This window comes from Desulfovibrio sp. (assembly GCF_019424165.1).
Classification (GTDB): domain Bacteria; phylum Desulfobacterota; class Desulfovibrionia; order Desulfovibrionales; family Desulfovibrionaceae; genus Desulfovibrio.
This window is the reverse complement of sequence record NZ_JAHZAA010000005.1, coordinates 77,575-103,310: the sequence shown is the minus strand read 5'-3', so window position 1 is coordinate 103,310 and position 25,736 is coordinate 77,575. Positions and strand designations below refer to the sequence as shown.

17 protein-coding genes are annotated in these 25,736 nt (G+C 57.3%); 10 read left to right on the top strand and 7 right to left on the bottom strand.

Annotation, left to right across the window (positions count from 1 at the left end; all coding sequences use genetic code 11):
* From QZ377_RS03935 to uvsE, 4 genes are all read left to right on the top strand, one after another.
* On the top strand, positions 1 to 966 hold a 966-nt coding region (locus QZ377_RS03935; protein WP_291439708.1), incomplete at its 5' end, for a (Fe-S)-binding protein.
* A gap of 731 nt (positions 967 to 1,697) precedes the next feature.
* Positions 1,698 to 1,985: a co-chaperone GroES gene (gene groES / locus QZ377_RS03930; protein WP_291439706.1), complete on the top strand. Its 288-nt coding sequence runs from the start codon at positions 1,698 to 1,700 to the stop codon at positions 1,983 to 1,985.
* 41 nt (positions 1,986 to 2,026) lie between these two features.
* Entirely contained in the window at positions 2,027 to 3,676 is a 1,650-nt protein-coding gene (groL, locus tag QZ377_RS03925) for a chaperonin GroEL (protein WP_291439704.1), read from the top strand.
* Between the two features lie 81 nt (positions 3,677 to 3,757).
* Complete coding sequence (uvsE, locus tag QZ377_RS03920; protein WP_291439702.1) at positions 3,758 to 5,014, top strand: UV DNA damage repair endonuclease UvsE; 1,257 nt, start codon at positions 3,758 to 3,760, stop codon at positions 5,012 to 5,014.
* 168 nt (positions 5,015 to 5,182) lie between these two features.
* On the opposite strand, the gene QZ377_RS03915 is transcribed toward uvsE, so the two are convergent.
* A complete protein-coding gene (locus QZ377_RS03915; RefSeq protein WP_291439699.1) occupies positions 5,183 to 5,788 on the bottom strand; it encodes a TetR/AcrR family transcriptional regulator in 606 nt (201 codons plus the stop codon).
* Between the two features lie 159 nt (positions 5,789 to 5,947).
* Between QZ377_RS03915 and QZ377_RS03910 the strand changes: the two genes are divergently transcribed.
* Positions 5,948 to 7,435, top strand: coding sequence for a DHA2 family efflux MFS transporter permease subunit (locus QZ377_RS03910; RefSeq protein WP_291439697.1), 1,488 nt, complete (start codon positions 5,948 to 5,950; stop codon positions 7,433 to 7,435).
* 160 nt (positions 7,436 to 7,595) lie between these two features.
* Here QZ377_RS03910 and QZ377_RS03905 read toward each other — a convergent pair whose 3' ends face one another.
* From QZ377_RS03905 to QZ377_RS03895, 3 genes are all read right to left on the bottom strand, one after another.
* Positions 7,596 to 11,171: a PEP/pyruvate-binding domain-containing protein gene (locus tag QZ377_RS03905; RefSeq protein WP_291439695.1), complete on the bottom strand. Its 3,576-nt coding sequence runs from the start codon at positions 11,169 to 11,171 to the stop codon at positions 7,596 to 7,598.
* 263 nt (positions 11,172 to 11,434) lie between these two features.
* Positions 11,435 to 15,136: a pyruvate carboxylase gene (locus QZ377_RS03900; protein ID WP_291439693.1), complete on the bottom strand. Its 3,702-nt coding sequence runs from the start codon at positions 15,134 to 15,136 to the stop codon at positions 11,435 to 11,437.
* A gap of 5 nt (positions 15,137 to 15,141) precedes the next feature.
* Positions 15,142 to 15,975 carry a biotin--acetyl-CoA-carboxylase ligase gene (locus tag QZ377_RS03895; protein WP_291439691.1) on the bottom strand — a complete coding sequence of 278 codons (834 nt, stop codon included), beginning with the start codon at positions 15,973 to 15,975 and terminating at the stop codon, positions 15,142 to 15,144.
* On the opposite strand from QZ377_RS03895, the gene QZ377_RS03890 reads away from it, so the two are divergent.
* Positions 15,974 to 17,074 carry a polynucleotide adenylyltransferase gene (locus QZ377_RS03890; protein WP_291439689.1) on the top strand — a complete coding sequence of 367 codons (1,101 nt, stop codon included), beginning with the start codon at positions 15,974 to 15,976 and terminating at the stop codon, positions 17,072 to 17,074. The genes QZ377_RS03895 and QZ377_RS03890 overlap by 2 nt on opposite strands.
* Before the next feature lie 314 nt (positions 17,075 to 17,388).
* On the opposite strand, the gene ybeY is transcribed toward QZ377_RS03890, so the two are convergent.
* From ybeY to QZ377_RS03875, 3 genes are read right to left on the bottom strand one after another with little or no spacing between them, the layout of a single operon-like run.
* The gene (gene ybeY, locus QZ377_RS03885) at positions 17,389 to 17,844 is read right to left on the bottom strand and encodes an rRNA maturation RNase YbeY (RefSeq protein WP_291439688.1); all 456 of its coding nucleotides are present in this window, start codon (positions 17,842 to 17,844) and stop codon (positions 17,389 to 17,391) included.
* 17 nt (positions 17,845 to 17,861) lie between these two features.
* Positions 17,862 to 20,330 carry an HDIG domain-containing metalloprotein gene (locus QZ377_RS03880; protein WP_291439687.1) on the bottom strand — a complete coding sequence of 823 codons (2,469 nt, stop codon included), beginning with the start codon at positions 20,328 to 20,330 and terminating at the stop codon, positions 17,862 to 17,864.
* Complete coding sequence (locus QZ377_RS03875; RefSeq protein WP_291439685.1) at positions 20,296 to 21,294, bottom strand: PhoH family protein; 999 nt, start codon at positions 21,292 to 21,294, stop codon at positions 20,296 to 20,298. The genes QZ377_RS03880 and QZ377_RS03875 overlap by 35 nt, the downstream gene beginning before the upstream one ends.
* A gap of 191 nt (positions 21,295 to 21,485) precedes the next feature.
* Between QZ377_RS03875 and QZ377_RS03870 the strand changes: the two genes are divergently transcribed.
* The 4 genes from QZ377_RS03870 (at position 21,486) to gltK (ending at position 25,731) form a co-directional block, all read left to right on the top strand.
* Complete coding sequence (locus QZ377_RS03870; protein ID WP_291439684.1) at positions 21,486 to 22,709, top strand: hypothetical protein; 1,224 nt, start codon at positions 21,486 to 21,488, stop codon at positions 22,707 to 22,709.
* A 574-nt stretch (positions 22,710 to 23,283) separates the two neighbouring features.
* A complete protein-coding gene (locus QZ377_RS03865) occupies positions 23,284 to 24,192 on the top strand; it encodes a glutamate/aspartate ABC transporter substrate-binding protein (protein WP_291439683.1) in 909 nt (302 codons plus the stop codon).
* Positions 24,193 to 24,311: 119 nt separating this feature from the next.
* Positions 24,312 to 25,061 carry an amino acid ABC transporter permease gene (locus QZ377_RS03860; protein WP_291439681.1) on the top strand — a complete coding sequence of 250 codons (750 nt, stop codon included), beginning with the start codon at positions 24,312 to 24,314 and terminating at the stop codon, positions 25,059 to 25,061.
* Entirely contained in the window at positions 25,054 to 25,731 is a 678-nt protein-coding gene (gene gltK / locus QZ377_RS03855) for a glutamate/aspartate ABC transporter permease GltK (RefSeq protein ID WP_291439679.1), read from the top strand. Before QZ377_RS03860 ends, gltK begins: the two co-directional genes overlap by 8 nt.
* Positions 25,732 to 25,736: the final 5 nt, after the last annotated feature.

The window sequence follows — 25,736 nt, the reverse complement described above, 5'->3', positions numbered from 1 at the left end:
TTCATCAAAAGCCTGCGCCAGAAGGATGCGGGTACGTTGAGCCACAAGGTGGCGGGCAGCATTGCCGACCATTTTGCCGGAACCTGCCGGGCCATGTCTCTTGCCCTCAACGGCGTTGACAGGTTGCACCGCGCCCTTGGTACAACCTTTATGGAAAACGGCTCCAAACTGCTGCGCTGCATTACCTTCAACAAGGCCCCCATGTGGAACAAGGATATGCCCAAGGGCGGCAGCAAGGTGCGCATACCCGAAACCCACAACGCCAATCCCAGGCGGGTGGTCTACTTCCCCAGTTGCATCGCGCGCAACATGGGTCCCGGCCAGGAACACACCGACCGCCGCACGGAGCCTGAAGCCGTTATCAGCGTGCTGCTCAAGGGCGGCTATGATGTCATCCTGCCCAAGGATCTCGACAAGCTCTGCTGCGGCATGGCCTTTGCCAGCAAAGGACTCAGCGACGCCGCGCATAAAAAGGAAAAGGAACTGGAAGCGGCCCTCAAAGAGGCCAGCAATAACGGGCAGTATCCCGTTCTTTGCGAAACCAGCCCCTGCCTGCTGCACATGAAGCAGACTCTTGATCCGGCCCTTACGCTTATGGAGCCGATTGAGTTTATTCTTGAAAAGATGGATGGCTGCCTTACGTTTACCAAGCTGCCCAAAACAGTGGCCCTGCACGCCACCTGCTCGGTACGCAAGATGGGGCTTGAGGGCAAACTGGAAAAGCTGGCAAAGATGTGCGTCGAGCACGTCATTGTGCCCGAGGGCGTCAATTGCTGCGGCTGGGCGGGTGACAGGGGCTTTACACACCCCGAGCTTAATGAAGCCGCCCTTAAGAGTCTGCGTATGCAGGTGAGCACCTGCGATGTGGGCTATTCCTCCAGCCGCACCTGCCAGATCGGGCTGTCGCTGCATAGTGGCATCCCCTACTATTCAATAGTGTTTCTGGTAGACGAAGCCAGCGCCTAACCTTTTGATCAAACAGAGCGGCCCCCGCCAGGGCCGCTCTGTTTTGCCGCCGCCCTGCGTGCCTCTCGGATGAGGCGCACGCAGGGCGGCTCAGCATACTGCCACAGCTTTTATACAGCGGCATTTACATGCAAAAAGGATTTCCCGCACGCACCATCTGGATTTTCGCCGGATATTTCAAACGGCCCCGGGCATCTTCTTCTGCAATACAGAAGCCTGAAACTGCACTTCCCGCCGCCTATCAGGCGGCCTTTGTCAACAATCTGCAAACCGCCACAAACTGCTCGTTTTTCCAGCAGATAAACCTGTCTGCCCATTGCAACAGCCAATGAACGGCAAACGCCTGTGCGACAGTGGGCATGCCTTTGCGCAGGCTTTACTTTCACCGGCAATAACGTATCATCCCAGGTTCATAACAGCTGTGAAAAGCTTGAGTCGCAAGGAGAGCCCGTGCTCCAGCGCAGGGATGATGAGGAAAGCGCCGCGGTACGGCCTTTTTCTATCTGTTTAAAATAACTGTTATTTTAAATGGTTAGGAAAAAAAATTAAAAAAATCCACATTACCCCCTTTTCAACCCGCCAGCATGTCTTATCTCTATGCCGGTGCGGGGCCGGCTGAACCGAGCGTTCGCTACGGCCTGTACGCGCAATATTTTCGGCGCAGACGCCGTACCGCGTCCGTTGCCGTGTCCCACGGGACAATAATAACATTTCCGGGAGGATCTGACGTCATGAAGCTGAAACCCCTCAACGACCGTGTCCTGGTCAAACGCCTTGAAACCGAAGAAAAGACCGCTGGCGGCCTGTATATCCCTGATACGGCTAAAGAAAAGCCTTCCAAGGGTCAGGTTGTGGCTGTGGGTCCCGGCAAGGTAGGGGATAATGGCGAGCGCACCGTTCTGGCTGTGAAAGCCGGCGACGAAGTGCTGTTCAACAAGTACGCCGGAACCGAGGTAAAGCTCGACGGCGTTGACCATCTGGTCATGCGCGAAGAAGATATCCTCGCCATCATCGACTAACTCCCACCTTTGCCGAATTACCACTAGGAGGAAATGTCCCAATGTCTGCTAAAGAAATCTTTTTTGACGTTAAAGCCCGCGAAAAACTTTCCCGCGGTGTTGACAAGCTTGCCAATGCCGTCAAGGTCACCCTTGGCCCCAAAGGCCGCAACGTGGCCATTGAAAAATCCTTCGGCGCTCCCGTCATTACCAAAGACGGTGTGACTGTCGCCAAGGAAATCGAACTGTCCGACAAGTTCGAAAACATGGGTGCCCAGCTCGTCAAAGAAGTGGCTTCCAAAACTTCCGACGCCGCCGGTGACGGTACCACCACCGCCACCATCCTGGCGCAGGCCATCTATCGCGAAGGCGTCAAGCTTGTGGCTGCTGGCCGCAATCCCATGGCCATCAAGCGCGGCATCGACAAGGCTGTTGAAGGCCTGATCGCCGAGCTTGCCAACCTTGCCAAGCCCACCCGCGACCAGAAGGAAATTGCCCAGATCGGCACCATTTCCGCCAACTCCGACACCACCATCGGCAACATCATTGCTGAGGCCATGGCCAAGGTGGGCAAGGAAGGCGTCATCACCGTTGAAGAAGCCAAGGGCCTCGAAACCACCATGGATGTGGTGGAAGGCATGCGCTTTGACCGCGGCTACCTGTCGCCCTACTTCGTGACCAATCCTGAAAAGATGGTCTGCGAAATGGACAACCCCTACATCCTGTGCACGGAAAAGAAAATCTCCAGCATGAAAGACATGCTGCCCGTGCTCGAGCAGGTTGCCAAGGTGAACCGCCCGCTCATGATCATCGCTGAAGACGTGGAAGGCGAAGCCCTGGCCACTCTGGTGGTCAACAAGCTGCGCGGTGCCCTGCAGGTCGTGGCCGTCAAGGCTCCCGGCTTTGGCGACCGCCGCAAGGCCATGCTGCAGGACATCGCTGTGCTCACCGGCGGCCAGGTTGCCTCCGACGACACCGGCTCCAAGCTTGAAAACATGACCCTGGCCGAACTCGGTACCGCCAAGCGTATCGTGATCGACAAGGAAAACACCACTGTTGTGGACGGCGCTGGCAAGAGTGAAGACATCAAGGCCCGCGTGAAGCAGATCCGCGCCCAGATCGAAGACAGCACCTCTGACTATGACCGCGAAAAGCTGCAGGAACGCCTTGCCAAGCTGGTGGGCGGCGTGGCCGTGGTGCATGTGGGCGCTGCCACCGAAGTGGAAATGAAAGAAAAGAAAGACCGCGTTGAAGACGCCCTCAATGCCACCCGCGCTGCCGTGGAAGAAGGCATTGTGCCTGGCGGCGGTACCGCTCTTATCCGCGTTGCCAAAGTGCTTTGCGACATCAAGCCTGCTGACGACGACGAACTGGCCGGTGTGAACATCATCCGCCGCGCCATTGAAGAGCCCCTGCGCCAGATTGCCCTCAATGCGGGCTTTGAAGGCTCCATCGTGGTCGAAAAAGTGCGCGAAGGCAAAGACGGCTTCGGCTTCAACGCCGCCACCGGCGACTACGAAGACCTGATCAAGGCTGGCGTGATCGACCCCAAAAAGGTGACCCGCACTGCCCTGCAGAACGCCGCTTCCGTGGCTTCCCTGCTGCTGACCACCGAATGCGCCATTGCCGACAAGCCCGAACCCAAGAAGGACGCCGCCATGCCTGACATGGGCGGTATGGGTGGCATGGGCGGCATGGGCGGCATGTACTAAGGCCAGCCCCTGCAGTTTAATTGTCTCTTATCAGCAAAGCCCCCGCGCAAGCGGGGGCTTTTTTCGCAACAGGAGTATGCCGTGATACGCTATGGCTTTGCCTGCAAAACCGTTGGTCTGCCGGGGGCGGCACAAAGCAGCCTTACCCTGTCGCGTGCAAACCGGGGCAATCTCCTGTCCGTCAGCCGGAACAATCTTGGCGCGCTGGAAACCATGCTGCGCTACTGCCACAGACAGTCTGTCGCGCTCATGCGCATCAGCTCCGATATCATTCCGCTTGCTTCGCATGAGGCGGTGCATTTTGACTGGCAGGCCGAGCTGCAGCCGGAATTTGAAAGCCTGGCCGCCCTTGCCCGCAGGAGCGGCGTACGCCTTTCTATGCATCCCGGTCAGTACACTGTGCTCAACTCTCCCCGCCCGGATGTGGTGCGCAAGGCTGTAGCCGATCTGGCGTACCATGCGGCGTTTCTTGATGCCCTGCAGGCCGGGCCGGAATGCCGTATAATCCTGCATCTTGGCGGCGGCTATGGCGACAGGGAGTCCGCACTGCAACGACTGCGCAGCAACCTGGCAGCCTTGCCCGCCTTCATCCTGCAACGGCTGGCCCTGGAAAACGACGAGCGCATCTATACCATCGAGGATGTTCTCGCTGTCTGCCGTGATTTTGATCTGCCTGCTATCTTTGATGTTTTTCATCACGAGCTGAACCCGCCCCCGCAGGGTAGCATACAGCACTGGCTTGACCATGCCGGGGAGACCTGGAACGCACGCAGCGGGCGCCAGAAAATTCATTACTCACAACAACTGTCAGGCGGCAAGCCGGGCATGCACTCTCTTGCCATTGCCATGCAGCCTTTTATGCAGATGCACAACCTGCTTGAAGAGCGCGAGCTTGATGTCATGCTGGAGGTCAAAGACAAAAATCTTTCGGCCATCAAATGTGCAAACCTGACCCGGGCGAATCTGCCGCGCAAAAACCTCACGGAAGAATGGGCGCGCTATAAATATCTCGTGCTTGAGCGCAGCCCCACCGTATACTCGGCCATACGACAGTTGCTCAAAAGCGAAAAACCGACAGCGGAGGCATTTTACAGCCTGATTGAAGACGCGCTTGCCTGTCGTCTGGAACCAGGCAAGGCCAGAAATGCCGCAGAACACGTATGGGGATATGTAAGCAGAAATGCCCCGGCCAAAGAATCCGCCCGCATACTCAAAGACCTTGAACTTCTGGGCAATGACCTTGCGCCACTGCCCCGCATCAAGCGTAAACTACTGACCTTGGCGGCGGATAACAACGAAGACTATTTGCTGCACAGCCTCTATTTCTATGTAAACTAGCTCTTGTGGCGCACAGGTGCGGCACAGCCTCCATCAAAACCGCTGACTGCCTGCGGCTGCATGCACTGGCTCACCGGGCGCGGCGCAACCACTCGTTGCCCGAGCATGTCTAACGTTTTTTTCTCATAACGTCGCACCATTGCCTGCCGAAGAGAACAGCATTCTTCGTCACGCTTGGAGCAACAGCCGCAACGAGGCGTGCAGACGTTCCGCCAGATGGTCCATCTCGTCAGCGCCACCGGCAATAATTTCGTCAACAACCCCGTGAATGGCTGAATAGATAATTGTAGCTGTAAACGCCGCGGACGAAAGCCGCCAGACCTCACTGTCCATCCCTTGCTGCAAAAGTCTTTCCAGGCTCATTGTGACAGCCAGCCGGTCAGCATCGGCCCGGCTGGCATGAACTGAGTGGTATACCAGATCATGCACCGCATGGCTTGAAAAATACGCATCCACATAAGCCGCAATCCAGGTCTGGAACCTTTCCTCCAATGCCGTGTCCGGCAGCAAAGCCACACGCCTTTCCACAGTTTCAAGAAACTGCTGTGTATAGCGAACCCGCAGCGCGTTCAGCACGTCGTCCTTGGATTTGAAATGATGGTAAAATCCCCCTTTGGACAGGGCGGCCGCTGCAAGTATGTCGTTTATTGTCGCCGTTTCAAAACCCTTTTCAAGAAAAATCTTCTGTGCAATGTCAAGCAGGTCGGCCCGACGCTTTTCACCAGCGCTCATGCCGGCTTCGTCCTCAGGTAATATCGTGATTTTTTTCGGCATGCGCGACAACCTCATAGTTCGTACTTCCCGTTCAATATGTTCCATTGCAGCACCAGGGCGCAATCTTTATTTGCCTATTGACAGACCGACGGTCGGTCTTTATCTTCTTTGTGTGCTGCCTGACCTTTTTCCTTCAGGCAAAACCATAAGGATTTGTACATGAACAAAAAACTCGTAGCTCTGACAGCGGCAGCCTATCTTGGAACATTTATTGCCGACATTGACATTACCATCGTCAACGTAGCCCTGCCAGCCATTCAGGCTGATGTTGACGCTTCTCTTGCCGAACTGCAATGGATAGTCAATTCATACGCGGTCTGCCTTGCCGCGTTTATGCTGTCCGCCAGCGGCCTCAGCAACAAGTTCGGCCTTAAAAGAATCTGGATGCTGGCCATGGCCCTGTTTACAGCCTCTTCACTTCTTTGCGCCTTTGCAGGCAATATCAGCCTGCTTCTTGTCGGCCGGAGCATCCAGGGCGCTGCCGGGGCCGTCATCATCCCTGGGGCCATGTCAATCATTTTTCACGCATTTGATGATGCCAAGCTGCGGGCAAAGGTCGTAGGTGGCTGGTCCACATTCAGCGCCATCGGCCTGATCGTTGGCCCTGTGCTGGGCGGTTTTCTGGTGGACCATACAGGCTGGCCGAGTATTTTTCTGATCAACATCCCCTTGGGCATCATCGCCCTTGCGCTTGGCGGCTGGGGCATGAAAGAAATAGCCGTTGAAAAAGACCTGCGCCTTGACGTGTCAGGACAGGTGCTGAGCATTCTCTGGCTGGGCGGCATGACGTACGCGCTTATCGCGGCAGGGCATGCGGGCCTGCTTGCGCCTGAGGTAACGGTACCACTCGCAGGATCATGCGTTTTGTTTGGCGTATTCCTGTTCTGTCAGTCCAGAACAGCCAACCCCTTGCTACCTCTGCCCCTGTTCAGGCAAGCCGGATTCGGCATACCCAACCTTGCCTCTTTTATATTGGGTTTTTCTACCTATAGCAGCCTGTTTTTCTTTTCTCTTTTTTTTCAGGAAGCACAGGGCGTCAGCGCCTCTGAGGCCGGGGTGCGTCTGATGCCGCAGTTTTTGCTCACTGCGGTGGTATCCCTCTTTTTTGGCAGGCTGCACAGTCGCGTCGGCACAAAATGGCTGATGGTTACAAGCTATGCGCTTATCGGCGTGGCCATGGTCTTGCTGTGCTTTGCCGAGGTGCAAACAAGCTATGTATATACAGGTTCACTACTGGCCCTGATGGGTGTCGGCATGGGCGTGGCTGTGCCTGTTACGGGCGTGTGCGTTTTGGGCGCAGTGGAAAAAACACGCTTTGCCACGGCCTCCGCCGTCATGAACGCCCTGCGCCAGGGCGGGATGGCGTTCGGCATAGCCATACTGGGCGCTCTGCTTGGTGCGGAAGCGGTAAAGCATGCAACGCGGCAGCTCACGGCAGACGGCATTCCACAGGCCGCGCTTCGAGCACAGACCCTTATTTTCAACAATGCCGCTGATGCAGAAGCGGCCATGTCCGCACATTATTACCGCGAGGCCATTGCTTACGGTTTTCAAAATGCCATGCTGGTAGCTGGAACAGCCTGCCTTGTCATGGCAGTCATTATGGCCGTCCAGGGCAAAAACACACCACCGGCTGCAAGCAGATAACAGGCCGTACTCTTTCCCCCCTTGCCGGAAACAGCAGACGATCAAATACACAGGTCTGCTTACGCCACAACAACGCAGAAACGCCAAGGCAGCCCGAAACCATTGCGGTTCCGGGCTGCCTTGCTGTCAGGCCTCTGGGCCTTTGTCGGTCTGTTGTCTGCTAGTCTTTTATCAGGCGGGCGGCTTCGAGCGCCTTGGCCTGTTCCTCAAAGTTCTGGAAGCCAGCATGGTGCAGGGCGTCCAGCACAGTGTCGTCCCAGTTCCAGGTGGCATAGATCACAGGCTTGTGGAAGGCAGCCCGGAAGCTCTGTAGCTCGGAGCGGTAGAAGTCTTCCTTCGGCGTATCGAGGTGTTCGCGGAACTGCTCATGGCGGCGCTGCAACTCACCTTCATACCATTCCTGAATATCCTGCGGATTTTTGTACTTTTTGAGGATATGACCATAGCCGGTTTTTTCCATAAGCTCGGCCAGACGCTTGTGGTGCTGCTGTCCAAGCCATTTGCCCAGATTGGAGGTGGGGATGTTCTCGGCCTCCACAGCGGCAATGTCAAATACGGTCTGATAATAGGTGTCAGGCACCACCGAAGCGGACGTAATGCCCGCAATGGCAACCAGACCGCGCAGAATAAGGCTGTTGGACACGCCCTGCCCGCAGAAGCCCACCTTTTTGCCGTACTTCAGGCCGGTGAATATGCTCACCAGAATGGCCCAGACCACGGCGGGATCTTCTTCGTCATAGATATGCGCAAGGCGCGAGTTATCGCGGTCAGTGGCAAGCACCATCTGCGTCATGTCGTTGGAACCGATGGAGAAACCATCGAATTCCGTAATGAACTGCTTTGCCAGGATGGCGTTTGAGGGCAGCTCGGACATGAGGATGATCTTCAGGCCGTCCTGGCCGCTCTTGAGCTTGTGCACCTGCTCAAGATAGCTGCGCATGGAGCGGGCTTCTTCCAGGGTGCGTACAAAGGGCAGCATCATGCGCAGATTGGAGCCGCCGTATACGCCGCGGGCCAGCTTGAAGGCCTCGACTTCCCAGTCATGGATGTTACGCGACACGCCGCGATAACCAAGCATGGGGTTGTCTTCAAAGTGTTCGAAGAGGTTGCCGCCAAGCAGGTTGCGGTATTCGTTGCTCTTGAAGTCCGTGGTGCGGTAGGTAATGGGCTTGCCGTAGAAAGCCATGGCAAACAGGGCAAGGTTCTGGGCAAGGGTTTGCACATAGTGCTCCTTGCCGGTGCGGAAGCCGCGCGCCTTGATCATGCCGCGGATTTTTTCCGGCAGATTGCGCACGTCGTCCATTTCTTTCTTAAGCCCCGAACGCAGCCCCACTTCTTCACGCAGATGGGCAATATTTTCCATCAGGCGGGTGACTGCGGGCAGATTTTCAATGCGCTGCACATGCGCTTCAACGCTGGCCTCAATTTCGGCAATGCGCTTGCCGGATTCGGGGTCATTGCTGTTCTGCAGGGCAAGCTCGTCATCATAGCCCATAATGATGCGCACGTGATCGGCCAGATCGGGCGAGGTCTTGAGCACCTCTATGCGACGCGAGGCCATTTCCATATGCTGGTCAATCTTGTGATCCAGCTCGCGCATCTTGCGGTGCTGCAAAAGCACATCTTCGGCGTTAAGGCTTTTGCCCGTGTCGGCCAGAGAGGTAAGTTCAGCAGAAAGCCCCGTGACTTCGCCCACATATTCGCGCAGGTTGATATTGAATACGATAAGGCCCGCAGCCATTTGCTCGCGCAGCACCTTGGAAAGGCGATCTTCAAGCTCTTTCAGCTTGGTATGCACCACGCCTTCAAGCTCGCCCTTGTCAAAGGCTTCCAGCGCCTGCGGGTGAATGCTGATATTGCCCAGCATGAATTCGGCACGCAAAAGGCCCACTTCAAACTGGTCAAAATCGCGCAGGCGGGAGAGAAAGAGCGCCTGGCCCACGTCGGCCAGCACAAGGCCCACCTTGGTTTTGGTGGCGGGCAGTTTAGCCACGTCCATTTCGCCGCCGACCTCATGCAGGGGCAGCAGGCCGCGGTATACACGCCCGCGCGTGCCGTCAACCGTCACTTCCGCGCCGTCCAGCGCACGCAGCACATCCAGACGCTGAATGCCGATGACCGCAGCAATACCCAGCTCACGCGACGTAATGGCCGCATGGCTTGTATCGCCGCCCACATCGGCCATAATGGCCGATGCCACGCGCATGCCGGGGACCATATCAGGGTCGGTGCGCTCGGCGGCGAGCACGTCGCCCTTGGATATCTTGTTCAGCTCCAGCGCCGAACGCAAAAAGCGTACAGTGCCTTGTCCGGCTCCGCGCGAAGCGCCATTGCCTTCAACCAGCACCTCGGCCTCAGCAGCGGCCTTGGCGTCCACCTCGCGGCGGCGCATGAAGATGGTGGTGGGATGCTGCTCAAGGTCTTCGTTCCAGCGGGTTTCGGGCCGGGCCTGCACGAACCAGAGCTTGTCGTTGGCGTCAATGCAGAATTCCGTATCCATAATCATGCCGCCGTAAGACTTGCTTACAGCGCGCACGCCCTGGGCCACGCGTTCGGCCTGGCTCAGAGAAAGCGCCCAGCGCAGGGCCTCAAGCTCGGGCACGTCCACTTCTCTGGTTCCGCCCCGTTCGTCATAAACGATCTTCATGTCCTTGCAGCCCATCTGGCGGATGACCACTTCACCGCCGTCATCGCGCTGGAAGACATAAAGTTTGTCAGGCGTGACCTTGCCGCCCACCACGGCCTCGCCGAGGCCATAACTGGCGTCAATGCTCACAAGCTCCCTGCGGTCGGTCCCCCGGCAGCCAGTGGCAGTGTCCGCGGAAAAGGCCGTGCCGGAAATCACCGGATTGATCATCTGCATCATGCAGACGGAAAGGGAGGTGTGCTCGATGGCCCATTCTTCCTTGGCATTTTCGGCAATGGACTCGTCGCCCGTTTCTTCGGCCTTGGCCAGCGCATCCAGAATGGCCTCACGGCGGTAGGTCATGGAGCGCAGGTTGTAGGCCGAGGCACAGTCCCAATGATAGGCTTCCACAACCCTGTCTTCACCCACCATGTTGAGGTAGGTATCCTGAAGGCCGGCAAAAGCTTTTTTGCGCGAGTCTTCACCGGCGGCGGAAGACCGCACGGCCACGGGGGTCATGTCATCGGCATTGTCCCGGCAGATTTCACGGTAGGCTCCGCGCACGGCTTCGCAGACCTCGGCGGGAAGTTCCACCGAAAGTATGGCGGCCTGCACTATGACAGAGCGTTTGCGCAGCTGGTCAATACCTTCGGGAGAGGTGGCGAACCCTTCCACGATATTATTGATAAAGGTACGCAGCTTGGTATGTGACTGTTCCCCTTCGGCCTTGGCGGCCTGGTGGATCTGGCGGCCAAGCTGACGCACGAACTTTTGCAGAAAATCCGGGTCCTGGTTGATTTCCGGGTCGTTCCAGTCGATGCGACCGTATTCGCGGTCTACAACGCTGCGCACAACGCGCCCGTTGACCTTGGTTTCATCCAGAAGCTGGTGAAAAGCCAAAGAAGATATGGCACGAAAATACGGTGCCTGGATACCTTCTATCTGGCTGATTAAAGCCGTGTTATAGTTCTTACCACCAACAAGCAATTCCGCTTCGGGTCCAATCTGCACAATGTCAGCGCCGTTAAGCACCAGATTCTTCTGGACAGCTTCGGGCGCATGCCCTTTGGCTTTTTTTTGCGCAGGTTTGGCGGCGGTACTCTTACCCATGTCTTCCTCCGGTTTGGGAAACAGAAGCATTGCAACCTTGAAAATTGTATATCGGCATCAAAAAACTGTCCACAAATTCCCGCATCTCCCGGAGGGATCCGGTTATGAGGGTACAAGCCGGACAACCCGGCCCGCTCCTCGCCCGCATCCGGCCCGCCAGCCCTGTTGCGGGACTGGCGGGTTTTGCGGATGCGCCAGCTTTCGCCCGGCCACCCGTGACAGGGGCGGCACAGACAAAGCTGCAAGATGCGGTATCAATACGGCTAACTCATCCGTGAGCCGCAGTGAGGACAGAATGAGATGTTCTCCAGCGGAATGGGCTGGCCGCAAGCCTCGTTGGCGCATATGCGCGGCACAGGCCCCAGTTCCACAATAAGCTCGCCTTCGCGTACTGAGACCATCTGCTTGCTTTCCTTGAAATCAGCAGTTTTCAGCACGCGCTTGACCATGCCGTCCACAGGGGCGAGCACGGCCTTTTCCTGCTTCATGATGGATACGTTGAACAGTTCTTCACCGGCTTTCACCACATCGCCTGGATGCACATACATGACCCACAGGTCGCCGTTGCTGGGCGCGGCCACATGATACTGATTGGCGGGATCGGCCATGAGGGTACCCTTGGTTGCCGTACCCACAGGCTGGCGCACCTGCACCTCGCAGCTCATGAATTCAGAGTCCAGCACATAGCGGCAGATGGATATCCCCGCCTCGTTGGGCGACGATATGCTCAGCAGAAGCAGGTGATGGGGTTTGCCGCTGCTGTCGTTGAAGTACAGGTCCTGCCCGGCCTTGAGGCCTTCAAACCATACATGCAGGGGCAGGTTGTTGGGGTCGCCGAACTTTGCCTTGAACTGTATGGTCTTGAGGGCGTCCGCCGGGTGGTTGAGGTAGAGCACGAATTCTTCCGCATTGGGATCGCGCTTGAGAATATCTGTGCAGGCCTTTTCTTCCGCCGCCAGGTTCAGGTCCGGCAGGGCTTCAAGGGGCGACACCTCGGTACGGCTGGCTATGGCGCTCTTCCATTCGGCCCCGAAGGCGCTTCTGTATACCCAGTCGGCGGGGAAGCCCAGGGGCAGCTTGCCGAACTTGCCCAGCAAAAGATTGCGGAAGGCATCGTTGCAGTCGCGGTAGATATGCAGACGGGCCTTGCGCATTTCCTCCGTAAGTTCCCCTTCGGGGGTGCGGGTCACTTCAGCAAGCACCTGGAGCAGATAGCGCACTTCGTCTTCGCCGCCGCGCTTCCACGCCCCGGTCACAGCCAGAAATGCCGTGTTCCAGGTGATCTGCGAACCGGGTGTCACATCGTGATAGCGCACGATCTGGCGTGAACCTTCAAGGAATTTGAGCATATAGGGCAAAAGATGAATATAGCCCTGCTTCATGGCCCCTTCCTGTGAGGAAGAGGTGGCCCCGCCGGGCATGCCGTGCAGGGTTACATCATAGTCGATACCCTGGAAGTACGGCGCACAGTAGCGGTCGTAATAGGGCATGATCTGCTTGCACACAAAGTTTGCGGCCCGGATGGCGTTTTTGTCCAGATTGCACTGGAGGCCCAGTTCATCCTCAATATAGGCCATGGTCGCCAGCACGTCGCCCTGGCCGTAAGAACGCACGGCAGACCCCAGACCGGCATCAATGATATGCGTTCCGGCCTTGGCAGCCGCACCGCAGGCGGGTACAAAAAGCCCGTCCGTGTAATGGCGGTGGTAGTGAAGCACGAGCTCGGGCCAGGCTTTGCGGATGGCTGTGACAAGCTCGGTCATGAAGCGCGGCGGGCATACGCCGGCCATGTCCTTGAGGCCCAGAATGATGTGCCGCGATGCCGCCTTGGGGTCGACCCCCATAATATCGGCCACCATGCGCAGCATGGCTTCGGTCACGCCCAGGTAGTGCGGCACGTCAAAACCCTTGGCCCAGGAAAGAGAAATGGCGGGCTGGAAGATGACGTCCTTGCGGTCCATGACCACTTCAGCGATGGGCCGCATGTTTTCCACATGGTTCAGAAAGTCGAAGCAGCGGATGATCTGGTAATAATCGCAAATCATCTCGCCTGTTTTACGCATCAGGTTACGCGGCTGCGGCGTGTAGCCCAGCACGTTGGTGGAGCGCACCAGCAGTTGCTTCATGGTTTTGGGTGCAAAGCGGTTCCACTCCTTCGCCTCGGTGAAGGGGTAGGTCATGTTGGCCAGCATGGCCACATGAAAATGCGCTCCACCGCCGTTTTCAATGGAGAAGTAGCCCACGTTGTCCAGATACGGACCTATGAGCCGGTCCTCCGCCAGGCGAAAGCGGTTGCCCGAGTTGGACTGTGTGAAGTCGCGCGGTGTGGTATCGGTAAAATGCACCAGCCCCGAATCACGGATATAATCCAGTGTCGCCAGACGGTCGCCCTGCGGATAGGGCGAAGGCTGCCGCCGCTGGGCGGACGTGATGGCAGGCAGCACCGGCTCGAAGGGACCAAGGCAGGGTGTGGTGTCGGAGCGGTATTCGCCAAGCTGGATGTACGGGTTGTAGCCCTTGGCGGATATTTCGGCCACCAGCTTGGAAAGACGCTCGCCCTCCGGGGCCAGGTCTGTGTAGACCATAAGCTCCGGATGATCCGCAATAAAGTTGGTATTGATGTTGCCCTGACGGAACAGGGGATTTTTTATGACCTGGCGGTAGAACGGAATGGTCGTCTTGATGCCGCCGATGACATATTCGCTGAGCGCGCGCTCCATAATGCCCAGGGTTTTCTCCCAGTCGTGGGCGTAGGAGATGAGCAAGGCCCCTGCCGAGTCGTAGTTGGCAGGAAACTCGTACCCGGCGCTGATGTTCGAGTCCAGGCGCACGCCGGGGCCGCCGGGCGACACGTAGCGCGAGATCAGGCCCGAGTTGGGCGCAAAGTTGTTCTGCGGATTTTCGCAGTTGATGCGTACCTGCATGGCGCAGTAGGAAGGCCGCAGGTTTTCTTCGCGGTAGCGCAGTTCCGCGCCAAACGCCACGGCGATCTGCTCTTCCACAAGGTCAATGCCGTAACGGCATTCGGTGATGCCGTGTTCCACCTGAAGGCGGGTATTGACTTCAATAAGATACGGCGTGCCGTCGGGGGTAACCAGAAATTCCACCGTGGCAAGGCTGTGATAGCCCACAGCACGTACCAGACGGCGGGAGTAATCCTTGAGGCGCTCACGCAGGTTACGGGTCATACCCGGCCAGGGCGAAGGCGTGATTTCAATAAGTTTCTGGTGGTTACGCTGTACGGTACAGTCGCGCTCGTCAAAGGCGAAGACATAGCCGTACATGTCGGCAATGACCTGAATTTCAATATGCCGCACATCGGCAAGAAATTTTTCCACAAAAAGACGCGGATTGCCGAAAGAGGCCTGGGCCATGGTAGAAGCCTTGAAAAAGGCGTCTTCAAGCTCGGCCTCATTATGAATGGCAAAAATGCCGCGTCCGCCGCCGCCGCCCTCGGCCTTGAGCATAATGGGCAGGCCCATCTCATTGATAAGCTGCCTGGCCGTGGGGATGTCCACCGCGCCGTCCGAACCGGGCACAACGGGAATGCCGAGCTTGCGCGCCACTTCACGCGCCTGCACCTTGTTGCCGAGCAGATTCATGGCCTCGGCCGTAGCCCCGATAAAGGTGATGCCCGCCTCTTTGCACCGCGCGGGAAAGCGCGTGTCTTCAGAAGCAAATCCCCAGCCGGGATGGATGCCCACCACGCCCCGCTGTTTGGCCTTGGCGATGATGTTGTCGATATCAAGATAGGCACGGGGATCCGCACCAAGCAAAACCAGTTCCTGGGCAGTAGAGGCCGCAGGGGCGGTTTTATCCACATCAGTCGCTGTCATGGCCGCTACGGCGTCAAATCGCTCGCGAATGGAACGGCAAATCCGCCGGGCCGGAATGCCCCGGTTGGCAACCAGTATTACCTTGCCCTTCAGAAAATCCTGCACTTCCGAGAATGTCTTGTTGGCCATGCCCTTTAACCCTTTACTGCTGCTCTGCCGGTAAGCAGAAGGCTCCCGCTGAAAAATTCCTCAAGCCGCCCGTTATGGTTAAGACAAAGGCCGCCTGCCGGACCAAGACCCGCCAGCCAGCCGCGCACACTACGCCCATCGTCGCGCAGCTCCACATTTTTCCCACGCCAGAGCAAAATACCATCAGCGTGGTTTTTCCACTGCCCGGAAAAAGAGTGGCAGTGAATATATGCCGAATACATGCGCTTTACAAGCTGTTGCCATATGGCTTCAGCTGTAGAAATATACCCCCCCCCTGCTCCGCCGGGGGGCCGGTCCAGACAGGTGGCCTCCATGGCGGCTCCGGCCCGCAGGGCCGCCGCGGGCGGCGCAAAAGTCACATTGATGCCCATGCCCGCCAGCAGCACACCCCCGCGCTCTTCAAGCAGAATGCCCGCCAGCTTGCGGGGCTGACCGTCCCTGCCCACCAGCACAATGTCGTTGGGCCACTTGAGCAGTACGGGCCAGCCAAGAAGCCGCAGGCTGGCCGCCAGCAGAAAGGCCGCGGCCGGTGCCGCCGCCGATCCGTCAAAGGGCGCTTCCAGGGGCAGGCGCAACGCCGCGTAAACATTGCCCGGCGGCGAGTGCCAGGTACGGCGCAACTGCCCACGCCCGGCGGTCTGTGCGGCGCACTGCACGCTGTCCCAGGGGGCCAGATGCCCGGCGGCAGCCATGTGCATGGCCGTATCAAGGCAGGAACCCAAACAGCCGAACCGCCAGATCGACGGCTCGCGAAAAAGCAGTGTCGAAGCAGGGTTGGCGCTTCCCTCACATGTCTGGCTATGGCATACTTCAGCCATGGAACTTTACCTCGTTGGCGGCGCTGTGCGCGACATGCTGCTCGGGCGTACGCCCGTGGAACTGGATTTTGCCTTTACCGGCAGCATGAAAAACTTTCTGGCCCACCATTCTGATGCCAGACTCGTGGGCAAAAGCGTGCATGTCTGTCTGTGGCGCGGCAGGGAATGCATGCCCCTGCGCGGCGGCGACATCAAAGAAGATCTTGCCGCCCGCGATCTTACCATCAATGCCCTGGCGCTTGACAGCGTGGGCAGGCTGCACATGCACCCTCAGGCCCTGGAGGACCTGCGGCAGCAAATACTGCGCCCCGCCTCGCCCGTGGCCTTTGCGGCGGACCCTACGCGCATATTCCGGCTGGCGCGTTTTGCCGCGGCATGGCCCGGCTGGCGCATTGACCGGAGCGCTTTTGAGCAGATGCGCGCCCTTTCTGCCCAAGAACTTGCCGCGCTGCCTGCGGAACGCGTGGGGCGCGAAACCCTCAAGGCCCTTGCAGCGCCGGCTCCGGCGCGTTTTTTCCGGGTACTGGCCCAGGGCCATGCCCTGAACCCCTGGTTCACAGAGCTGGCAACCGCTGCAAACATACCTGCCGGACCAAGACGCTGGCACAGCAACTCTGTTCTGGGACACAGCCTGCGCATTATGGACCTTGTGGCTGGGGATCCCGTGGCAGCCTGGATGGCCCTGTGCCACGATCTCGGCAAAATCCTGACAGATCCCGCCCTGCTGCCGCACCATTACGGCCATGAGCAACGCGGCGTTGCCCTGGCTGCCGGGCTGGCCCGCCGCCTGCGCATGCCCGCACGTTTTGCCAAAGCCGGAACACTGGCCGCCGCCGAACACATGAAAGGCGGCATGTATGTGGAACTGCGACCCGGCACGAGGCGCGATCTGCTCTGGCGCGTTCATGCCGCAGACCTTGATTCCTCTTTCTGGCGGCTGGTGGATGCGGACCGGGGCAGCCCTGTCAGCGCCGCTGCCCTGGCGCATCTGGCCGTTCTGCTTGCTGTGAAGCTGCCCGAAGACTGGCGCGACAAGGGAAATCTTTCCGCCAGAAAACTGCGCGACCTGCACTGCCAGGCCCTGGCAGTGCAGCGTTAAAACACGCTGCCTTGCGGACATAGGCTCTCAAAATATTACGGCGTTCACTGCGGGTACGACCATAAATCAAACAGCGGAACTGCGTGTTTCATCCCCAAAACCGTTGACGGGGCTTCGCATTATGCCTTGGTGACGAGCGCCTTGCCCGCAGCCGTCAAAGCAGTGCACAATAAGCCGTTCCGCCCTGTTTCGATGCCAGACTGCCTGCTTTGTATTGACGTTTTGCGGCAGGCAAAAGCCGTTTGAAGCAAATTCGCGGCCATGCCTGTCTGCGCATCCCGGAGTCTGCACCCGCATGCGGGGCAACACGGTCTTTAAGCGCCCAGGCACACCTCTTCGTCACACAAGGCCGCCCAGGCAGCCTCCATATGGCGCTCACAAAGATCGTCCATAACCGGGCCGTGGTCCAGACCGTACAAATGGCCCATACCGTGAGCCAGAAGCCGCACGACGTGCTCGGCCGGGTCCTGCCCGTACAGCAGGCATTCCCGCCGCAACGTATCCAGAGAAAGCAGCAGAGCGCCGGGAAAACCGGATCCGCCGGGAAAAGAAAGAATATTGGTGGGTCCCGTGCAGCCCAGATGCCCGGCATTGGCCCTTGCCACTGCCGCATCATCCAGCAGATATAACTCCACCCCCTCAGGGGCCTGCCCTCCACACGGCGCAGCAGATACAGCCAGCATGGCCCGCAGGGCGGTACGCATCTGACGCCAGTGCAGCGGCGCAAGCGCGCATCCTGACGGATAGCGGCGAAAAACACGCACGCTCATGGCTTCCGGGGGCGGCTTCACCGCACACCGTTGCCCGAAGGCCCGTTGCGGGGGGTTCCGGCCACCGGGGCGCCTCCTGCCGTTGCGCCTGCCTCGGCGGGCTTTTCCGCAGCAGGCATGCCAGCCGCATCAGGCTCTTCACGCGCTCCCGGCACTTCCGCCGCCCTGTCCGCGCCAGTTCGGGGCTGCTGCCGCGTCTGACCCGTGGGGGCCGCTGTCGGCGCAGCGGATTGAACGCCCTTGCCCTCTGCCCTGCCTTCGGGCCTGCCCGCAGCCTTGGCCACGTCACGTATCTTGGCGTCGGGATAGGCTATGCGCTGGTGAAAGATGCCCGTAAGAATGCGCTGGAAATTCTCGCTGAGATAATGCAGATCCTTGAAGGTCAGCTCGGATTCATCCAGCTGCCCTTCCGAGAAGATGCCCTTGATGATGGTGTCAATATGGCTCTTGATGCGGGCCGGAGTGGGGTCGCTAAGTGTGCGGCTGGAGGCCTCCACCGAGTCGGCCAGCATGAGGATGGCGGCTTCCTTGGTTTGCGGGCGCGGTCCCACGTAGCTGTAATCAGACTCTCTGGGCTTTTCGCCCATATTTATGGCTTTCTGGTAAAAGAAGCGGATAAGTCGTGTACCGTGATGCTGACTGATAATATCCGCAATGTCCTGGCCGAGCTTGTAGCGTTCGGCCAGTTCCGTACCTTTTTTGACGTGCGACAGCAAAATAAGCGCGCTCATGGAAGGCGCGAGCTTGTCGTGCTTGTTGGGGCCACCGAACTGGTTTTCAATGAAATATTCGGGATAAGACAACTTGCCCACGTCATGGTACAGGGCCGCCACCTTGCACAACAAGCTGTTGGCCCCGATGGCCTTTGCACCCGCCTCCACCATATTGGAAACCACCAGCGAATGGTGATAGGTGCCGGGAACCGTGACCATAAGCTCCTGCATGAGAGGCTGCTCAAGGCTCATAAGCTCCATAAGGCGGAAGCGCGTACTGTAGCCGAAACTGAGTTCCAGTACCGGGCTGACAGCAAAAAGCAGAATAAGCGACAAAAGGCTGTTGATGGCCACGGCCGCAAGCTGCATGGGCAGATCCGCCGGAACGGTTTGCGAAAGCAGGGCCGTACCCAGCCAGATAAGGGATTGCCCGATGGTGAGGGGAATGACGCTCCACACCACGTCCTGCCGGCTTTGGGCATTGGTCACAAGCCATGTAGCCAGCATGCCGCCCAGGAACTGGTACAGGAAGTAATAAAATCCTTCCTGAAACATGAGCATGGTAAAGAAAGACAGCAAAAGGCCCATGGTGCAGTAGCGCCTGGCAGCAAAAACCATGGCTACCAGCCCCACTGCCCCGGCCACAGGAAAGCCCAGGCTCAGCGTTTTAAGAAACGTCACACTGTCCATGCGCAAGCCAAGCACATAAACAATCTTGGCCCCTGCGCTGAACAGCAGCAGCACCAGTGAAATGAGCAGCATGTCCTTGCAGCGCAGCGGCGTGCCGGGCTTGCCGCTGGGAGCCACAAAAAAGCCCACAGCCAGCAGCAAAGCACAAATAAATGTTCCCGCAGCCGCGCACCAGTGCATGGGATCTGAAGCGGATTTGTACAGGGTCTGTAGCTTTATCTGCTGTTCGCGGCTTACGCGCTCGCCCTTGCGCAGCAACAGTTCACCCTTGAGAATCTGATAGTAAACGGGTTCCACCATTCCCATAACGGCGTTGCCGCGCTTTTGCGTGGATTCGCGGTTAAGCGTGAGCGAGGCGGGCATGGTGGCGGACAGCAGAATATTGATGGCCCGGCGGGATTGCGGGTTCAGGGTAGGAACCTGACGGATGACGGAAGAAATTTCCGCAAGAAAAGACTGTACATCCGGCAGATTGGAAACTTCCGGGCGCAGCATTTCCGTATTGTTGTCAAGATTGCGTATGATAACGCCGCTACGGCCCACCCGAGCGGAACGGATGTCGCCCACAAGCCCTTCGGCCATATGCTCGCGAATACTGGGCAGCAGGATTTTCAGCAGATATTCCTGCACCTGCGGCTGCGCCAGCTCGGGCAAAACCTCGTCGGCCACGGGCGGCGTCAGTTCATCGGCCAGCCTTTGCAGGGGGCCTGCCTGGGTCCTGTAGTCCACACCGTTATTGATGCTGCGCAGAACCTCCACAATACGACTCTGAAAGGCCACATACGGCTCAAGGCTCAGGTCGTAAACCGGCGGCTGAAGAAACAGCACCTGCTTGCGGCGGGCCTTGGTGGCCTGCGTGTCTTCCACCAGCAGGTCGCGGTCGGCAATGACGTCCGAATCCGCCACCTGACCAGCCACATAAATTCTGGGGACAACTTCAAAATTGGCTCCCGCCAGAAGCGAAAGAGCCAGAAGAGTAAGAATGAGGGCCGCAAGCCCCCATCCGCAATGATGCCGCGTCCTCAGCGCCTGAACAAGCGCCAGAAAGCTAGCTGGTCTGGCCGTCTTTTTCTGCGTTATCATAAGCGTTTACTATGGCTCCGACCAGGGGATGGCGCACAACGTCCGCTTTGCTGAAGCGGTGTACGGCAAGGCCCGGCACATGGGGAAGAATGTTCAGCGCATGAATGAGGCCCGACCGCGGGCGCTGGCCGCCGGGCTGAACCGGCAGGTCAATCTGGGTGGTGTCACCCGTGACCACCATGCGCGAACCGAAGCCCATGCGGGTGAGAAACATCTTCATCTGTTCCCGAGTGGTATTCTGGGCTTCATCCAGAATAATGAATGCATCGTTCAGTGTACGCCCGCGCATGAAGGCAAGAGGGGCCACCTCTATGGAGCCGACCTCCAGCATGGAGGCCACCTTGGGCTGCGGCATCATATCATGAAGGGCGTCATACAGGGGCCGAAGGTACGGGTTTACCTTGTCCGCCAGGTCGCCCGGCAAAAAACCGAGTCGCTCCCCGGCCTCTACTGCCGGGCGCGTAAGCACGATGCGCTTGACCTTGTGCTGCTGAAACATGGAAAGGGCCATGGCCACGGCCAGATACGTCTTGCCCGTGCCTGCCGGCCCTACGGCAAATACCAGTTCGTGACGCCGCAGGAGATCAAGATATGTGCGCTGCGATACATTGCGGGCAGTCACTGTTTTGCGGGGGGTGTTTACAAAAACCGCATCGCGAAAAATCTGGGCCAGGTTCAGTCCGGGATCAGCCCGAAGCATCTCATATGCCCGCGTGATGTCCTGCTGGCTCAGGACGGTGCCGCCGCCCAGCAGTCCATAGAGCTGTACAAAAACGTTGCACAAAACCTGTCGCACATGCGCATCAGGGCTTTCAATGAGAACGCTGGCCCCCCGGCTGGACACATGTGCGCCGCTGGCCACAGCCAGCAAATCCAGGTGCGCATTGTGCGGCCCAAAAAGCTGATTTGCCAGGGCGGGATCGTCGAATTCAACGGTTTCGAGCGTGGAAGAATGTACTGCCATGCTCGCTCTCTAGCCTATTTTATGTGGCCTGTCCATCTTGGGAACGACTTGTTTTATGAGTATTTTTTCAGCAAACGAGCACAATAACATACTGATGAACAAGGTAAAAAATACATATCACAATCTATGGACCACATTTTGCATAAAACTATGAGCAGATATTTTCAAAGCAATTTTTGCCGGGGGGACTCATGAGCATATCCAGCGTCAACAGCTACAGTACAGCCATGCTGCAATGGCAGGGGCAGCAGCTGAAAAGCACAGGCAACTCCTCCGGCAGCGCGTCCAACTCCCTGAACAAGCTGTTCAGCCCCGAAGTATCCATGACCAATCAGGTTTCCAGCATGGTCGAACTGACCAAGTATGCGATGGAATCCATGGGCCTTCCGGCTGACAGCCGGGTTACATTCAGCCAGATAACCAAATATCGTGAACAGTTGCTGGCGACATTCAATGAAAATGTCAAAAACGGTTTCGCGGGCCTGGCCGTCAGCAACCCCGAAGATATCACCTTTACCCTCAATACGGACGGCAGCCTGAGCGCGGCAAGCCCCAATGCCTCGGATCAAAAAAACGCCCAGGCCTGGCTGGACGTCAATCCCTCGCTCGGCATGGAATTACGCTCAAGCCTGGCCGCTTCAGGACTTGCCGCAAACACCACGGTAAGCATGAAGCTGAGCGACACCGGGAAACTCAAAATCGTCAACACCGCCCAGACCGCCACGCAAACCGCCCTTGATGCCAATAGCGAACAGAGCGCCAAACTGCGCTCGGCTCTTGTCGGCATGGGGGTGGATCTCACTTCACCTGTAACGTTTGTTCTCGACAGCGAAGGCAAACTCGTGGTCAGCGGCGAGCACGCGCAGGCTGACGAAATCAACACGTGGCTGGCAGAAAATACCGGCATGGCAGAAAACCTGGCCAGCCAGTTGAAAAAACAGGGCATAGACGCTTCCGCTGCCAGTCTCAAGCTGGGCCAGGCCGGCAACGTTCAGGTTGTCATCAACAATGGCGAGCTTGCCGACATACAGGCCCTTCTTGACAAAAGCGACCTGGGGAGCACCCTCTCCAAGGGGTTGAACAACCTTGGCATATCACCGGACGTGCAGTTCACGCTTCAGGTCAACGCCAATGGCAGCGTCACCGTTATCAGCGACAGCCCGGACAAGGCCAAGATACAGAAATTTTTTGACGACAATCCCGCACTGGTCAAGCAGTATCAGCAGATAGAGGCCCTTTCCGGCCTTGACGATGCCCGCAAGGCCATGCAGGCATCGCCTTCAGAAATGCGCAAACGCATACAGATAGAATCCATGGCCGCATGGTGGGCCGGATCCGGCAACGCCAGTTCTTATTTTGGGAATTACTCCAACGGCAATATGAGTGTTCTGGCGGGACTCAATCTCAACATCTGACCTGCCCGCAGAGGCAGCGCATATGGATATTCCACGCCAGGTTTTCAACCTGGCGTTTTTTATTCATCACCATCTGCCGCCAGGCTTGCCGACACCCGTACAGCCGTGTGCCAGGCGGCAAACATGCTGCGCGCAGCATGCGTAATCCGGAATAAATACACGTAGTTTAAACAATATTTTCATAATTTGTTGACAAGGCGTTCATTATTTATAAAACTAATCAGGTTATACGGGGTGGTAACTTCTGTTTTTTTTCATCATAATGCCTTGCCTGTCCTGATGTTATGCGACTGGCTGCATACCCCGTACAAACACCAGGCCACAAGGCCATGCCACGCAACACGCTGCTCCGGCGGCGCGATGAAGGGGGCGTATTCTCATTTTTTGCAGGGTACGCAGCCGCACAAACAAGAAACTTCTGCGGCAAACCCCGCCAGTACCCCGCGCATCCCGCCGGACTGGCGGTTAAAAACTTTAAGGTACACAACTTTTCCCGCAAGGGATTTTTGGGGACGTTTATCGAAACAAATCCAAAATGTTGCTCCCAAGCAATGCCACTTTTTAGGAGGAAACCATGACCCTGAAGAAAACCCTTTTATCCGCCCTGGCGGCCCTGCTTCTTCTTGCCACGGCCCACACTGCTTCGCAGGCTGAAGAACTGACCGGAACGCTGAAAAAAATCAAGGAAACCGGCGTTATCACTATGGGGCATCGGGAATCCTCCGTGCCATTTTCTTACTATGACCTGCAACAAAACGTCATAGGCTACTCGCAAGACTACTCCAACAAGATTGTTGAAGCCGTAAAAAAACAGCTCAACATGCCCAACCTGAAAGTGCGTTTTGTGCCCATTACATCGCAAAACCGCATCCCCCTGCTCCAGAACGGCACCTACGACTTCGAATGTGGCTCTACCACCAACAATGCCGACCGCCAGCAGCAGGTTGATTTTTCCAATACCCTCTTCATTGTGGGGACCCGCCTGCTGACTCACAAAGATTCGGGCATCAAGGACTTTGACGACCTCAAGGGCAAAAATGTTGCCGTTACCGCCGGAACCACCTCGGAAATGCTGCTGAACAAGATGAATGACGAGAAAAAACTCGGCATCAGCATCATCAGCACCAAGGATCACGGCGATTCCTTCCGTACCGTGGAATCTGGCCGTGCCGTGGCCTTTTTCATTGACGACGCCCTTCTTGCCGGCGAACGGGCCAAAGCCAAAAAGCCCGCCGAATGGGTTATCGTGGGAACACCGCAAAGTTTTGAAGCTTACGGCTGCATGGTGCGCAAGGGTGATACCGCTTTCAAGAAGCTGGTTGACGACGCCATTGCCGAACTGCAGCTCAACGGTGAGGCTGAAACGGCCTACACCCGCTGGTTCAAGCAGCCCATCCCTCCCAAGGGCATGAACATGGACTTTGACATGTCCGATGAAATGAAGAATCTCTTCAAGGCCCCCAACGACAAGGCCCTGAACTAATTATTTTTGCTTTGGAATGCGAAGCGCCAGCAGGACACTCGCTGGCGCTTCGCCGTCAGACCAGCCCGCGCTACGAGGCACCATGAAATACGCTTTATCTCTATGGATGGATTTTTCTGATGCAGGCTAACTGGAACTGGGGCATATTTTTTGAGCAAGCACCGTTCGGAAACGTCACCTACCTTAACTGGTTGATAGACGGCTTTCTGACCACCACGGCTCTTTTTGTCTGTGCCTGGATTGTAGCCTTCATTATAGGCTCGTTTTTTGGAATTCTGCGCACTTTGCCCAGCAAGGCCCTGCGGACTGTAGGCGCTACCTATGTCGCCATTTTTCGTAACATTCCGCTTATCGTCCAGTTTTTCATCTGGTATCTGGCCGCTCCCGACCTTTTACCCCGTGACATCAGCGTGTGGTTCAAGTCTGAACTGAACCCCAACGCCCAGTTTTTCATTCTTTCAACCTGCGCGCTGGGCCTGTTCACGGGGGCACGCGTATGCGAACAGGTACGTTCGGGCATTCTGGCCCTGTCACAGGGGCAGCGCTATGCCGGACTGGCACTGGGCCTTACCCTGCCGCAAACCTACGTTCACGTGCTGCTTCCCAATGCTTACCGCATCATCACACCGCCGTTGACCTCTGAAATGCTCAATATGGTCAAAAACACGGCCGTGGCCTCTACCATAGGCCTTGTGGAACTGACCTCGCAGGCTAACCGTCTGCTCGAGTTTTCCGGGTTTGCCTATGAATCCTTTATTGCGGTCACGCTGTCGTATGTGTTTTTGAACTTTATCGTCATGCGGGCCATGAAGATGCTGGAAAAGAAAATGCGGCTGCCCTCCACCGGCATGGGAGGCAAAAATGCTTGATTTTGACTGGAGCATCATTGAACAAAGCCTGCCGCTACTGCAAAAAGGCATTCTGGTAACGCTCAAGATAACGATCACGTCCATCATTCTGGGCATGGTACTCGGCACGCTTCTGGCTGTGGCCCGCATCTCTATCTATGCGCCCTTGCGCTGGCTTGCGGCGGCCTACGTCAACTGCTTCCGCTCCATCCCGCTGGTTATGGTATTGCTGTGGTTTTATCTTATCGTGCCGCAATTTTTAACAAAATTTCTCAATCTGTCGCCATTGACCGATATCCGCCTTGTCTCCGCCATGGTGGCCTTTACCGCTTTTGAGGCCGCCTATTATTCCGAAATAATACGGGCGGGCATGAACAGCGTCTCCAGAGGGCAGAACTACGCGGCCCTTGCCCTCGGCATGACCAAGTCGCAAACGCTTATCTATGTCATTCTGCCGCAGGCTTTCCGCGTCATGACGCCCCTGCTGCTCACACAGGGCGTGATTTTGTTTCAGGACACGGCCCTTGTATACATCCTAGGCCTTGCGGACTTTTTCCGCACTGCCACCAACATAGGCAAGACCACCGGCTATGAAATAGAAATGGTGCTCTTTGCGGGCGCCGGCTACTTTGTGGTCTGCTTCTGCGTTTCCCTGGCCGTAACCGTGGTAAAAAAGAGACTCAAGCTATGAAGAAT

Coding starts and splice junctions, on each gene's coding strand:
- groES (WP_291439706.1), top strand. CDS start 1,698: ATGAAGCTGAAACCCCTCAACGACCGTGTCCTGGTCAAACGCCTTGAA.
- groL (WP_291439704.1), top strand. CDS start 2,027: ATGTCTGCTAAAGAAATCTTTTTTGACGTTAAAGCCCGCGAAAAACTT.
- QZ377_RS03915 (WP_291439699.1), bottom strand. CDS start 5,788: ATGCCGAAAAAAATCACGATATTACCTGAGGACGAAGCCGGCATGAGC.
- QZ377_RS03910 (WP_291439697.1), top strand. CDS start 5,948: ATGAACAAAAAACTCGTAGCTCTGACAGCGGCAGCCTATCTTGGAACA.
- QZ377_RS03905 (WP_291439695.1), bottom strand. CDS start 11,171: ATGGGTAAGAGTACCGCCGCCAAACCTGCGCAAAAAAAAGCCAAAGGG.
- QZ377_RS03900 (WP_291439693.1), bottom strand. CDS start 15,136: ATGGCCAACAAGACATTCTCGGAAGTGCAGGATTTTCTGAAGGGCAAG.
- QZ377_RS03890 (WP_291439689.1), top strand. CDS start 15,974: ATGGAACTTTACCTCGTTGGCGGCGCTGTGCGCGACATGCTGCTCGGG.
- QZ377_RS03895 (WP_291439691.1), bottom strand. CDS start 15,975: ATGGCTGAAGTATGCCATAGCCAGACATGTGAGGGAAGCGCCAACCCT.
- ybeY (WP_291439688.1), bottom strand. CDS start 17,844: ATGAGCGTGCGTGTTTTTCGCCGCTATCCGTCAGGATGCGCGCTTGCG.
- QZ377_RS03880 (WP_291439687.1), bottom strand. CDS start 20,330: ATGATAACGCAGAAAAAGACGGCCAGACCAGCTAGCTTTCTGGCGCTT.
- QZ377_RS03875 (WP_291439685.1), bottom strand. CDS start 21,294: ATGGCAGTACATTCTTCCACGCTCGAAACCGTTGAATTCGACGATCCC.
- QZ377_RS03870 (WP_291439684.1), top strand. CDS start 21,486: ATGAGCATATCCAGCGTCAACAGCTACAGTACAGCCATGCTGCAATGG.
- QZ377_RS03865 (WP_291439683.1), top strand. CDS start 23,284: ATGACCCTGAAGAAAACCCTTTTATCCGCCCTGGCGGCCCTGCTTCTT.
- QZ377_RS03860 (WP_291439681.1), top strand. CDS start 24,312: ATGCAGGCTAACTGGAACTGGGGCATATTTTTTGAGCAAGCACCGTTC.
- gltK (WP_291439679.1), top strand. CDS start 25,054: ATGCTTGATTTTGACTGGAGCATCATTGAACAAAGCCTGCCGCTACTG.